Origin of the sequence: Phytobacter sp. MRY16-398, from assembly GCF_003925915.1 — a bacterium.
GTDB lineage: Bacteria > Pseudomonadota > Gammaproteobacteria > Enterobacterales > Enterobacteriaceae > Phytobacter > Phytobacter diazotrophicus.
In genome coordinates, this window is record NZ_AP018756.1 from 2,121,368 (window position 1) to 2,134,008 (window position 12,641).

Annotated in this window: 13 protein-coding genes; 3 read left to right on the forward strand and 10 right to left on the reverse strand. The window is 52.7% G+C overall.

What is annotated here, in order from left to right; translation table 11 throughout:
* Window positions 1-7: 7 nt before the first annotated feature.
* The 4 genes from fliI to fliF are packed head-to-tail and all read right to left on the reverse strand — an operon-like array spanning window position 8 to window position 4,775.
* Window positions 8-1,378 carry a flagellar protein export ATPase FliI gene (fliI, locus tag MRY16398_RS10285; protein WP_041851828.1) on the reverse strand — a complete coding sequence of 457 codons (1,371 nt, stop codon included), beginning with the start codon at window positions 1,376-1,378 and terminating at the stop codon, window positions 8-10.
* Window positions 1,378-2,082: a flagellar assembly protein FliH gene (gene fliH, locus MRY16398_RS10290; RefSeq protein ID WP_041851827.1), complete on the reverse strand. Its 705-nt coding sequence runs from the start codon at window positions 2,080-2,082 to the stop codon at window positions 1,378-1,380. Before fliH ends, fliI begins: the two co-directional genes overlap by 1 nt.
* Complete coding sequence (gene fliG / locus MRY16398_RS10295; protein WP_041851826.1) at window positions 2,075-3,082, reverse strand: flagellar motor switch protein FliG; 1,008 nt, start codon at window positions 3,080-3,082, stop codon at window positions 2,075-2,077. The genes fliH and fliG overlap by 8 nt, the downstream gene beginning before the upstream one ends.
* The gene (gene fliF, locus MRY16398_RS10300) at window positions 3,072-4,775 is read right to left on the reverse strand and encodes a flagellar basal-body MS-ring/collar protein FliF (protein WP_041851825.1); all 1,704 of its coding nucleotides are present in this window, start codon (window positions 4,773-4,775) and stop codon (window positions 3,072-3,074) included. Before fliF ends, fliG begins: the two co-directional genes overlap by 11 nt.
* Window positions 4,776-5,002: 227 nt before the next feature.
* On the opposite strand from fliF, the gene fliE reads away from it, so the two are divergent.
* Window positions 5,003-5,323: a flagellar hook-basal body complex protein FliE gene (gene fliE / locus MRY16398_RS10305; RefSeq protein WP_041851824.1), complete on the forward strand. Its 321-nt coding sequence runs from the start codon at window positions 5,003-5,005 to the stop codon at window positions 5,321-5,323.
* Window positions 5,324-5,406: 83 nt separating this feature from the next.
* Here the strand turns inward: fliE and yedF are convergent, their stop codons facing one another.
* Window positions 5,407-5,637, reverse strand: a complete 231-nt coding sequence (yedF, locus tag MRY16398_RS10310; protein ID WP_041851823.1) for a sulfurtransferase-like selenium metabolism protein YedF — start codon at window positions 5,635-5,637, stop codon at window positions 5,407-5,409.
* The gene (gene yedE / locus MRY16398_RS10315; RefSeq protein WP_079496399.1) at window positions 5,634-6,839 is read right to left on the reverse strand and encodes a selenium metabolism membrane protein YedE/FdhT; all 1,206 of its coding nucleotides are present in this window, start codon (window positions 6,837-6,839) and stop codon (window positions 5,634-5,636) included. Before yedE ends, yedF begins: the two co-directional genes overlap by 4 nt.
* 189 nt (window positions 6,840-7,028) lie before the next feature.
* On the opposite strand from yedE, the gene yedD reads away from it, so the two are divergent.
* Window positions 7,029-7,442 carry a lipoprotein YedD gene (gene yedD / locus MRY16398_RS10320; protein WP_041851821.1) on the forward strand — a complete coding sequence of 138 codons (414 nt, stop codon included), beginning with the start codon at window positions 7,029-7,031 and terminating at the stop codon, window positions 7,440-7,442.
* 39 nt (window positions 7,443-7,481) lie between these two features.
* Here the strand turns inward: yedD and amyA are convergent, their stop codons facing one another.
* The 4 genes from amyA to fliD all read right to left on the reverse strand — a co-directional run bounded on the left by amyA (window position 7,482) and on the right by fliD (window position 11,251).
* Window positions 7,482-8,969 carry an alpha-amylase gene (gene amyA, locus MRY16398_RS10325; protein WP_125124300.1) on the reverse strand — a complete coding sequence of 496 codons (1,488 nt, stop codon included), beginning with the start codon at window positions 8,967-8,969 and terminating at the stop codon, window positions 7,482-7,484.
* A gap of 66 nt (window positions 8,970-9,035) precedes the next feature.
* Window positions 9,036-9,398, reverse strand: a complete 363-nt coding sequence (gene fliT / locus MRY16398_RS10330) for a flagella biosynthesis regulatory protein FliT (protein WP_041851819.1) — start codon at window positions 9,396-9,398, stop codon at window positions 9,036-9,038.
* Window positions 9,398-9,808 carry a flagellar export chaperone FliS gene (gene fliS / locus MRY16398_RS10335; RefSeq protein WP_108701036.1) on the reverse strand — a complete coding sequence of 137 codons (411 nt, stop codon included), beginning with the start codon at window positions 9,806-9,808 and terminating at the stop codon, window positions 9,398-9,400. The genes fliT and fliS overlap by 1 nt, the downstream gene beginning before the upstream one ends.
* Window positions 9,809-9,817: 9 nt before the next feature.
* Window positions 9,818-11,251 carry a flagellar filament capping protein FliD gene (gene fliD, locus MRY16398_RS10340; RefSeq protein ID WP_108701037.1) on the reverse strand — a complete coding sequence of 478 codons (1,434 nt, stop codon included), beginning with the start codon at window positions 11,249-11,251 and terminating at the stop codon, window positions 9,818-9,820.
* 333 nt (window positions 11,252-11,584) lie between these two features.
* On the opposite strand from fliD, the gene MRY16398_RS10345 reads away from it, so the two are divergent.
* Window positions 11,585-12,451 (forward strand): flagellin N-terminal helical domain-containing protein, encoded by an 867-nt coding sequence (locus MRY16398_RS10345; RefSeq protein WP_125124301.1) that lies wholly within the window; start codon window positions 11,585-11,587, stop codon window positions 12,449-12,451.
* Window positions 12,452-12,641: the final 190 nt, after the last annotated feature.

Sequence of the window (12,641 nt, forward strand, 5' to 3'; positions counted from 1 at the left end):
CACTGCGTTATGCGTTCGGGAAAATGAGTTCAAGGGCTTGTATTGAATCTTCCCACCCGGCACGTTCGAAAATGCCTTGTTGTAAAAAAGCCTCAAGCTGCGGCCACAATGCGATAGCTTTATCCAGCATCGGGTCGCTGCCTCGCGCATAGGCGCCAACGCTCACCAAATCGCGGTTACGCTGGAAGCTCGACAACAACTGTTTGAAATTTCTTACTCTGGCGTAATGCTTTTCCGTAATCAGGGCCGTCATCGCACGACTGATAGATGCTTCGATGTCGATGGCAGGGTAGTGCCCCGCCTCTGCCAGTCGGCGAGACAGTACGATGTGTCCATCCAGGATGGCGCGCGCGGAGTCGGCAATAGGATCCTGCTGGTCATCCCCTTCGGTCAGGACGGTATAAAATGCGGTAATAGAACCACCGCCGCTAATACCGTTGCCTGCGCGCTCCACCAGTGCCGGTAATTTGGCAAAGACGGAAGGCGGATAACCTTTGGTGGCTGGCGGCTCGCCGATAGCCAGCGCGATTTCACGCTGGGCCATCGCATAACGCGTCAGGGAATCCATAATCAGCAACACGTGCTGACCGCGATCGCGAAAATCTTCCGCAATGCGGGTGGCGTAGGCAGCACCCTGCATACGTAATAACGGCGAGACATCCGCAGGCGCGGCGATCACAACCGAACGTGCGCGGCCATCGGCGCCGAGGATATTCTCGATAAAATCTTTAACTTCACGACCACGCTCACCGATAAGACCGACCACGATAACGTCAGCCTGGGTATAGCGGGCCATCATACCTAACAAGACGCTTTTACCCACGCCGGAACCGGCAAACAGCCCCATACGCTGGCCGCGGCCAACCGTTAGCAGGGCGTTGATGGCACGCACGCCGGTATCGAGCACATGCTCAATAGCAGTACGTTGCAGCGGGTTAAACGGTTGGGTGATCAGCGCGCCGGTTTCACCGGTATCCGGTGCGGGCATGCCATCAAGTGGTTTGCCGCCGCCGTCCAGCACACGGCCGAGGAGGGCAGGGCCCAGTGGCAACTGTTTGCTGCTTTGCAAACCATCGCCAAGAATACTTTTCGCATACACGCGTGCGCCAGGCAGGATGCCTTCCACTTCTTCGAGCGGCATCAGGAACAGGCGCTGTCCGTTAAAACCGACAACTTCGCTTTCAACTTCACGGGTTTCGCCGTTTTCCTGACGTTCAATAACGCAGGTCGCACCCAGCGGCAGTTGCAGACCCGTCGCTTCCAGCACCAGACCGGTAGCGCGAGTCAAACGACCATAACGACGCACGGAAGGCAGTTGTGCCATTCGGGCTTCGAAATTGTCGAGCGAAGTCAGCCATCGGGTCAGACGTGCAGTCATCAGACGACTCCCGGTGCCGCAAGACGGCACAGTTCCTGCCAGCGCGTTGCCACGCTGGCGTCGAGATCGCCCTCATCCGCAGAGACTTTACAGCCACCGGGGTGCAGGGTCGGGTCACCGCGCAGCCGCCAGCCGTGCAGGCTGAGCGTTGCGCCAAGCATCTCTTCTACGCGCTGCAAATCATCCGGATGCACGCGCAGTTGCGGTTTACCGCTGAACAGGGGTTCCTGTTGCAGCAGCATCTGAATTTGTTTAATCAATGCGCCATTGTCCACGCAGGCGGCCTGGCCAATCACCTGACGCGCGGCTTCAAGCGCCATCTGCATCAGACGGGAGGCAATAACGCTGTCCAGCGCATCCAGGGTGTACTGAAATTCGCTAACCAGTTGTTGCATACGGGCATGGATAGGTGCCTGCTGCTGGCGTGCCTGGTTCATACCATTTTCGTAGCCCTGAGAGAGGCCTTCCTGGTAGCCTTGCTCGTGGCCTTTTTGTCTGCCTTCCGCCAGACCTGCATTATAGCCTGCTTCATGCGCCTGCATTTGTATCTGCGCCAACTGCTGTTGGCGCTTTTGCTCAGCAGATTGCTCGTCTTCAACTTCTACGCGCGGCTCATCGCTTGTGGACAGTGCCGCGATAAACTCAGGTACTGGTAGAGCGAGATCTTCTGGAGTCCAGATCTTCCACGGCAATTCATTAGACATAGGTATCCTCGCCGCTGCCAATTACCATCTCGCCGGTTTCGGCCAGACGACGAACAATAAGCAGGATGGCTTTCTGCTCGTTTTCCACCTGAGACAGACGGACCGGGCCACGGTTGGCAAGGTCGTCGCGCAGGATATCCGCCGCACGCTGAGACATGTTGCGCAGGAACTTGTCGCGCAACGGCGCTTCGGAGCCTTTGAGCGCGATAAGCAGGGATTCGGAATCCACTTCCTGCAGCAGGCGCTGGATACTGCGGTCGTCCACATCCACGAGGTTTTCGAACAGGAACATCTCGTCGATAATTTTTTGTGCCAGCTCGCCGTCGAATTCGCGAACCGCAGTAATAACCGCTTCTTCCTGCTGCGTTTTCATCAGGTTGATGATTTCCGCCGCCGTTCTCACGCCGCCCATTTTGCTGCGTTTGAGGTTCTGGCCGTCGAGCAGGTTGTTGAGTACCTCGGTCAGTTCCGCCAGTGCGGCTGGCTGTACGCCGCCGAACGTGGCGATACGCAGCATCACGTCATGGCGCAGACGCTCATCAAACAGGGCAAGAATATCGGCAGCCTGACCACGTTTGAGGTGGACGAGGATGGTGGCGATAATCTGCGGGTGCTCGTCGCGAATAAGGTCGGCGGCACTCTGCGGTTCCATAAAGTTGAGCGTTTCGATACCGCTGGTGGTATCGCGGGTTTCGAGAATATCCTCCAGCAGGCTGGCAGCACGCTCTTCGCCGAGCGCTTTCACCAGTACCGTACGCAGGTAGTCGTTGGCGTTGATGTTCAGCGCCGCAAATTGCTCTGCTTCGGCTTCAAATTCCTGCAGCACTTCCACCAATTGCTTATTTGAAAACTGACGCATGCTGGCCATCGCGGTACTAAGGTGCTGCACTTCCCGCTGGGACAGATGCTTGAACACTTCCGCTGCGCGGTCTTCTCCAATGGTCATTAGCAGAATGACGCTTTTATCGGTACCGTTAAGGCCGGTTGCATTATTGCTCATTTTCAGTACTCATCCACTGGCGAATGACCAGCGCCACAACGCGTGGATCGTTGTCTGACATTTCACGAATGCGTTGGCTCATCACCTCGGCACTCAGACGCTGGTTATTACGACGCTGCTGGAGTTGCTCGTCTTTGCTCAGACGAACTTCCACGGATTCTTCAATTTCAGCACGGGCACGCTGCGCTTCCTGTACCGCTTTCGCCTCTTCCTGCCGGCGAACCAGTTGCGGGCGAACCGCTTTACGCCACAGCAGCCAGGCGACAATAAGCACCAGCAGCCAGCGACCTGCATTCAACATCTGATCGATGAAGCTCTGCTGTTGCCAGAACGGAAGCTGACCACCTACATCGTCGGTTGCGTTGAACGGTGAGTTCACCACGTTCAGGGTATCGCCACGTTTTTCGGTGTAGCCCATGGCTTCACGGGTCAGGTCTTCAATTTGTTTAAGCTGGTCTGCGCTCAGCGCTTCGGTCTTGCCATCCGCCAGGGTGCGATAGTTCACCACGACGGCAACAGAGAGACGCTCAATATCGCCGACATTCATCTTGGTATGACGAATGGTGCGATCGACTTCATAGTTTGCCGTTTCGTTACGAGTGGTGTTGCGCGGCACCGCGTTGCTGGTGGCAGAAGAGGCCGTCTGCTGACCATTCTGATTTTGCTGTCCGTTCTGCTGGCCATTTTGTTGGTTCGCAGGCGGTGTGGTGATCGGTGCAGCATTAGCCGGGGCAGGCTGATTAGACAGCGCACCTGGTACACCGCCCGGATAACTTCCACCAATCTGCTCGCTTTCGTTGGTCTGGCGAGAACGCAGTACCGCCTGAGAGGCGTCGCCGTTTGGCTGGTATTGCTCTTCGGTCTGTTCTTTATTCGCAAAATCAATCTGCGCGGTTACCTGAGCATGGACGTTACCGTTACCCACGATTGGCGCGAGGATGGACTCAATACGACGCTGTACCCGGCCCTCAACGTCTGCGGCGTATTTCAACTGCGCATCGTTCAGGTCACGACCGGCGGTATTAGACTGGGTTAACAGACGACCGCTCTGATCAACCACGGTCACGTTACCCGGCGGCAGGCCAGCGACGGCGCTGGAAACCAGGTGAACAATCGCCGTGATTTGACCATCGTCCATGGCGCGACCCGGCGCCAGATTGACCGTGATCGAGGCGGACGGTGATTTTTGTTCACGCACGAACAAAGACGGTTTCGGCATCGCGAGATGGACGCGTGCGGTTTTCACCGGACCGAGTGTTTCAATGGTACGAGCCAGTTCGCCTTCCAGCGCACGCTGGTAGTTAACCTGCTCGCTGAACTGGCTGATGCCGAATTTTTCCTGGTCCAGTAATTCGAAACCGACAGCGCCGCCTTTCGGCAGACCCTGTTGCGCGAGGCGCAGACGCAGTTCATGGACTTTATCTGCCGGAACTTCAATAGCCCCACCGTTCTCAGAGAAACGGTAGGGAATGTTCATTTGGGTTAACTGGGTAACGATAGCCCCGCCGTCCTGATCGGAGAGGTTGCTGTAAAGCGTGCGGTAGTCCGGGCTTTTTGCCCACAGTACCATGGCGACGACGATAGCAACGGCTGCAGCCGCCGCCACCATTAATGGGATCTTGGGGTTCGCGCGTAAGCGGTTGAGCCACTCCAGAGATTTATTCTGTGGTGCAGAAGTTGCAGTCGCACTCATTGCGCACCTCGTAACTCAGGGTGGATGTTGTTATTTGAGTAGTGAAACAAAACAGACTCCCGGATCGGCAAACTCGACATTTGTCCATTAATATGGCTATGCCATTATTTGATGATTCAGAATTTTCTATGCCTCAAATAACCTGGTTTTTTATCGTTATTTACCGCCATTATCTTATTGACGAACTGGTAACCTTATCCGCGTATCAAACCATCCGGGGATAATCCATGGCAATTCAGGGTATAGAAAGCGTTGTCAGCCAACTGCAGGCAACGGCTAGTCTGGCGAAAAATCAAAGCGTTAATAACGCTGACAGCGTTCAGACGGTGAGTTTTGCCGGGCAATTGCATGCCGCGCTGGATCGAATCAGCGATACGCAGACCGCAGCGCGTACACAAGCTGAAAAATTCACCCTTGGTGAACCGGGCGTGGCGTTGAATGACGTAATGACCGACCTACAGAAATCATCCATTTCCCTGCAGATGGGTGTCCAGGTGCGTAACAAACTTGTGACGGCCTATCAGGACATCATGAATATGCAGGTTTAGTGTGTTTGATGACTGCCCCGTGCGGGGCAGTCACTTTTTTTATCACACCTCTTACGCTGAGCCATTCCCTGGCCGCATTTCCCCTATTTCTGAATCATATAGCGAATCGTTGGCCCATCCTGCTGGATATCCAGCACTGTATAGCCATGGTTTCGCGCATCGACGGGGATGTTATTGATTGATTGCGGGCAGTCACTGACGACCTCCAGAATCTCGCCTTTTTTTAGCTGAGGCAGTGCTTCCAGCGTCGCTACCGCCGGGTAAGGGCAGGGTTCACCGGTCATATCCAGACGGTAATCGGGTACGATATTCATGCGGTCTCCTTAATTGCCGCCCGCGATACGCGGCGGAAAAACTGTTTTTCCCAGCCAATAACAAAGAGCAGGGCGAGAAGCAGCAGCGCGTACGTCACCAGCAGGCCGCCGAGCGGACCAAAAGTTTTCAGCAGGTTCACTTTATCCCAGCTTGTGGCGAGTGCAGGGGAGATGTCATCCCAGAAGTAAGCCAGCAGGGTTGAACCTATAACATTACCCAGACCGACCCACCAGTAATGTACCTGCCCTTCAACAGCACGGTACATCCAGCCAGTTTCACAGCCACCCGCCAGCACAATGCCAAAACCAAACAGCAAGCCACCGAGCACGGCGTTCGGGCCTGCCCACATGATTTTGGCTTCCACACCCAGTTGTATGTAACTGAAAATACCGATCGCGCTCGCCGCCATGCCGAAAATAATGGCTTTCGCCATCAGCGTACGACCCGTTATCCACATATCGCGGAAGGCAGAAGTGAAGCAAATTTGCGCCCGTTCAATGAGCAAACCAAAGCCAACGCCGAACAGCATGGCCAGCCCCAGCTTCGGCTGGTTCATGGTGGTCAGCAGAGCCCAGCCAATCATCCCGGCGAATATCAGCATACCCAGACGGAAGCGACGCCGTGCCTGGTCCACGTTTTGCGTGAGTGGCGATGCCGCTGAGACTTTCTGCATTTTTACCGGAATGCGAAACAGGGGAAGGAGCGTAAAGCGGGCGCCCATCCACGAACCGATGGCCGTGGCGACGGCAAAAAACCAGGCGTGTAGCGAGAACTGTGGAATGCCGGTAAAGAAAGCTGCCAGATTACAGCCCATTGCCAGACGCGCGCCAAACCCGGCGATAATCCCGCCGACGATAGCCTGGGCAATGCGGATACGATGTTGCGGCAGGCGTAGCTTTACGTTGTTTGCCCATAAGGCTGCTGCGAAGCAACCGCCAAACATGCCGATAATCATCATGCCGTCTATTCGGGTCAGCGGCGTGCCATCAAGATGAATGAGTTTGAAATAACCCCACTCCTCCGTATGCACGCCCGCCAGTTGCAGGAGCTGCCCGCCCCAGCGGGTAAATTCTCCCGTAACGGCCCAGAAGGTCCCGGTAATGCCGAAATAGTAGGTGGAAAGGATCCCGGCTGCGATAACCGCCGGAACGGGCGACCAGAATTTAATCAGGAAGGTTGTTTTAATGTGTTGCCATGACATGGTATTAGCCTCTGAACTCAGAAGGAGCCAACAAAACAGGAACCGGACGGTGCCCGGGACGCGCATATTACCTGTGTTTAATGAATGGAAACCTGTACTCAGTCAAAAATCGGGTCTGGTATGATGAAACCCTGGTGGCCGAGGGCGTTTAGTGCCACACTCATTCTGTCGCGAAAAGCAGGAAAGATGATGAAAAAACAACTGATTATTGGCGCAATGCTGGCACTGAGTGGTTGCGTTCAGGTGGATGATTTTACCTCTGTGGTCAAGCACCCGGCCCCGGAAGGGCTGGCGGGTAACTGGCAGACGGTGGGACCGCAAAGCAGTCTGGTCAGTCCTGAGGCCATTGCCTCGCTGATCATTACGCCAGAAGGGGATACGCTGGATTGCCGTCAGTGGCAACGTGTGATTGCGGTACCGGGCAAGCTGATGCCCAGAGGAGATGACTGGTATAACGTGACGCAACAGCGCGATATCTATCGCCTTGAGCGTGACGGTAGTCAACTGGAGTATGACGGCATGACCTTGCGTCGGGTTGATAAGCCGACCGTCGAGTGCACGCAGGCGTTGGCAAAGAAAACGGTTATTGGCGTTAAACCCTGAACGAAGGCGCTGAGGGAGTCCTTTCGCTCAGCGCACTCATCACAGCACCTCTTCCAGTACCCAGACGCTGATACTCCCGCCATTACAGCAAAATGTGCCTTCACCGTTTTCATCGGTGGTGACACTCTCCTGGCGGTATCCCAGATAATCACGCCACACTTTATTGCCGTAATTCGCACCGAGATCCAGTGTTTTCTCGCCGTCGTCACCGTTTGACATGACGACCACACAGCCGGGATTGTCTTGCGTCCCGCTACGGCTAAAGGCGATACAATTAGGGTGATCGAACCAGAGCGTCTGCACGCCATGGGCAAAGCGCTGGCGGGCGAGGATGAGCTGGTCCAGCTTTTCGATAACCGGCATATCGACATGATGTTTTTCACCATCGCCGCCAGTATCTTCATAACTTGCGCCGAACAGATCCGGGTAAAACACGGACGGCACGCCGTTTTCCCGTAGCAGGATAAGGGCATAGGCCAGGGGCTTAAACCAGGCTTCTACCGGCGCTTCCAGCGCCTGAAGCGGCTGGGTGTCATGATTGGCGACCAGCGTCACGGCATGAAACGGGTCAGCTTCTACCAGGGTACCGTTAAAAATCTGGCTCATATCGTAGTCGCGCCCCTGCTGTGAGGCCTCATGAAAATTCATCTGCAGCGGTGCGTCAAATAACAGGGTTTTTCCATCGACCTGGTCGATATACTGCTGCAGTTTATCGACGTCGTGTGACCAGTATTCGGCGACGATAAATAACGGCTCAGGCGCCACATCCTGGACATGTTCTATCCATTCTTTGTAGAACCAGGCGGGAATATGTTTCACGGCATCAAGGCGGAAACCGTCACATTGGGTCTGGTCCATCACCCAGCGCGCCCAGTATTTGATCTCTTCGGTCACAGCATGGTTACGAAAATCGATATTCGCCCCCATCAGATAATCGAAGTTACCCATCTCGTCATCCACCTGATCGTTCCAGCCTTCGCCGGTGTAATCATTGATGATTTTAAATACGCCGTCTTCTGCCGGATTTTCGATATGGTCGATGCCGCTAAAGCATTTAAAATCCCAAATGAATTGAGAATATTTACCCTTGCGGGCAGGGAAGGTGTAGCGCGTCCAGGCTTCGCACTCCAGCACGGTGTCATCGATTTGTGTCCGGTCTTGCTCGTTCACACGATTGACGCGAATGGCCTCTTTTTCATCGGCGCCCATTTTATGGTTCACCACCACATCCAGAAGAACAGCAATGCCGTGGCTGTGCAGCGCGTCGATAGCGGCATGAAGCTGAGCTTTGTCGCCGTATTTTGTGGCCACGGATCCTTTTTGATCAAACTCACCTAAATCAAAGAGATCATAGGTGTCATATCCCACAGAATAACCGCCGGAAGCGCCTTTATAGGCGGGCGGTAACCAGACCATGTTGATGCCAAGATCATTGAAGCTGGCAGCACGGGCCGCAATTTCGGGCCACAGTTTTCCGCCATCAGGGTAATACCAGTGAAAGGTCTGTAATAAAGTGGGGTTTTTCATCTTCCTTGCTCCAGAAGTCGCGTCATTGGACTTCTGGAGTATGGAAGAAAACCATAGGATTGGTGGTTACTGATTTAAATTATTTGGGAACAAGATTTTACCGGACAAATTGCCATAGGCTGAGGTCAGGGACTGTTGCTTACCCGTTTTATCAATCAGGTGGCGCAGCTCTTCCATGCGGTTATGCAACAGCACCTTGAGTTCAGCTTCGTTTGACAGCACCATACCCAGCAGCTCTTTAGCCTGCTGAGTTTGTACTTTATTGCCGGGTGAAATCGGGTTGCGAGCAATACTCTCTACAAGCTGTACGTAGTTGACTTCCTGTTCAATCAATTCATCCCATTTACCTGAATGGGCGAGATTTAGCATGGTGATGCTTAGAGCATGCAACGCATGCCAGTCGGTAAGAGATGGGATGAAGTTAGTCATCAACGCATGTCCTGATGAGTAGAAGCCGATGTGCTAATTTGTTTCCACGCATCGGCGATATTGTTCAGCAGTCCCTCTACCTCGATGATGCCTTCTACGTCGTTATGCAGGTTTGACTGTAACAAACGGCGCACCATATAGTCGTAAAGCGATGCCATATTTTGAGGAAGATCTCCCTCAACATCCATGTCCAGCCCTGCCTTGAGACCATTATCTATAATGCTGATAGCATGTGAAAGCGCCTGGCCTTTAGACACCAAATCCCCTTGTTCGAGGAACAGTCGTGCCCTGACAAGGGCACTGTGTGCCCCGTCAAAAAGCATGACAATAAGTTGATGTGGGCTTGCGCTCATTACCGCGCTTTCCAGCCCAACTTTTTGGTAAGAACTAGCACCACTTTGACTATACATATCAAATCCTTAACTGCGGGAACTAAACTGCTGCGTTAAGTAAGTTGCGGTACTGTTTAACTTACTGACCATTGTGTCAAGCGCAGTAAACTGCGCCTTGTAGCGCGCCATGGTTGCTTCGATGGTTGCTTCCATTTCGGTATAACGCTGATCAAGAGTCTTAATGGTCTTGTTAATACCGTCCTGCGCGTTTTGGATAACGCCCGTACTACCTGTCGCGGTGCTCAGCATCGTTGTCAGGGTATTGTTCATCTTGGTCGCTAAACCGGTCTTGGTACCGTCACCAATAAAATAGGCCTGAACTGCTTCCGGGTTATCCGTTAACGCTTTCGATAACTTCGTCGAATCGACGGTTAATGTACCGGTTGAACCATCGGAACCGGTTATCGGGTTTTGGGTAATCCCAAGCTGGGCCAGTATCTTGTAATTTCCGCTTTGGCTTTGTACATCAGTCAGCAGCGAACGCAGTTGAGACTGAATCGATCGCACGTTCGAATCGCCCAATAGCGCGCCATTACTGGAGGACTGACTATCAGCGCCTTTATCCACTGTCACATATTTCGTTACGCTGGCGATGGTGGATTGCAGTGAGTTATAGGCGGTAACCCAGTTATTAATAGCCGTGGTGTTCGCATCTGTTGCACGGCCAACACTTAGCGTTTCATCTGCCGTACTTTTTGACTTGAGCGTCAGCGTCACGCCTGGCAATGCATCAGTAATGGTGTTGCTTGCACGTTCAATTGCAACATTGTTAATAGATACCTTCGCATTTTGCGAAGCAGTCTGCACGCCGAGAGCTGTCGTCGTGCTGTCATGACCAATCTTCTGCTGCAGGGTATCATCGCCCGTTACAGTGACCGTCATGTCATAATCGGTACCAGTCGATTTTGAGGTCAGCATCAGGCGATAGTCGCCATCCGTTGCCTTCATTACGGTCGCGCTGACGTTGCCGCCCGCTTTATTGATGGCATTAGCGATACCGGTCAATGATGTATCCGAATCTGCCAATTGCACCGTCAGCGGCGTTTTTGTCCCTGCCTGGGTAATGGTAATGGTACGCGTATTACCAGCCGTCGTCCCACCAAGCTGCGCGGTATTACTGGCAATACTGGATGACATCAGTACTTGCGCTGTCGCCACCTGGCTTACGTTAACAGTATAATTCCCGACGGTTGCATCACTGGTCGTGGCCGCAGAGAATGAGGTGTTCGTACTATTAACGGTTGTTGAGTTCCATGTAGCTGCTTTACCCAGCGCCGCTGTCGCGGTTTGAAGGCTGGTTAAGGCACTTTGCAACTTACCATACGCACTTAATTGAGCGGTATATGTGGTCTTCTGGTTGGTAATCGTTGTCAGCTTGGTGTTTTCAGCTGTTTCCAGGTTGTTGTACAACGTGGTTAGATCCAGACCGGAACCTACACCAAGGTTACTAATAGAAGCCATGTCTGTTTTCCTTTGCGTCTTGTGTGTAACTTGACTCTCTATCGGCAACCCGAGAAAAAAGTTTACACATCGTATGAAAAAATAATCGCCAGAAAAGCGGGAGCAGTTAGTGGTAAATAAGAGGATTGTAGAAGACAAAAACCGTTGCGGTAGGTTGTTTTTTAAGCGATAAAACTGTTTTAGTAAATTTAAATTATTTAAAAACAAATGGTTAAAAGTTTTTGTCGATTATTTCTAAAGTCCTTCGAAGATGCGCCGATACCCTTGTTGACGGTGAGAGACGCCGTAAGTGTTAGGCACCGACCCTAAATCAATTTTTGAAGGAAAGTAATTATGGCAGTTATCAATACTAACCTGTTGTCACTGACTACTCAGAACAACCTGAACAAATCTCAGTCTGCGCTGGGCACTGCTATTGAGCGTCTGTCCTCCGGTCTGCGTATCAACAGCGCCAAAGATGATGCCGCTGGTCAGGCAATTTCCAACCGTTTCAGTGCAAACATCAAAGGTCTGACTCAGGCTTCTCGTAACGCGAACGACGGTATCTCTATTGCTCAGACTGCCGAAGGTTCTCTGAACGAAATCAACAACAACTTGCAGCGTATTCGTGAGCTGGCAGTTCAGGCTCAGAACGGTACTAACTCAGCTTCTGATATCGACTCCATTCAGTCTGAAGTTAACCAACGTCTGCAAGAGATCAACCGTGTTGCTGGTCAGACTCAGTTCAACGGCATCAACATCCTGGCTGGCACCAACTCCACCACCACTATCTCCATCCAGGTGGGTGCAAACGACGGTCAGACCATCGGTATTACCATCAACTCTAACAGCTCCTGGAACAAATACAGCGCTGGCGGTGTAGCGGGTGCAACTAACAGCACAGTTACTTCTCGTAACGTAAGCAGCTACGGCTTCGACGTAATGTCTAACGACGTTCTGGCTTCTGTTGATAGCGCGCTGAAAGCAGTTGATAAACAACGTTCTGACTTGGGTGCGATTCAAAACCGCTTCCAGTCCACAATCTCTAACCTGAACAATACCGTGACTAACCTGTCCGCAGCGCAGTCCCGTATTCAGGATGCTGATTATGCGACAGAGGTTTCTAACATGTCTCGTGCGCAGATCCTGCAACAGGCTGGTACTTCTGTACTGGCTCAGGCGAACCAGGTTCCACAGACTGTTCTGTCTCTGCTGCGTTAATATTGAGCATCATTGATATACAAACTATCGCCTCCGGGCGATAGTTTTTTTATTTGTCAACCCGTCTTTCCATTCTCTTCAATCACACAAATAAGATACCAATCCACAGGGTTTTCACCTCATTAAGACGCCAGGGGACTGCTACGATGGCTAAAGTCGTAATTTTCTCTTTCGAAAATGCAGTGATGTC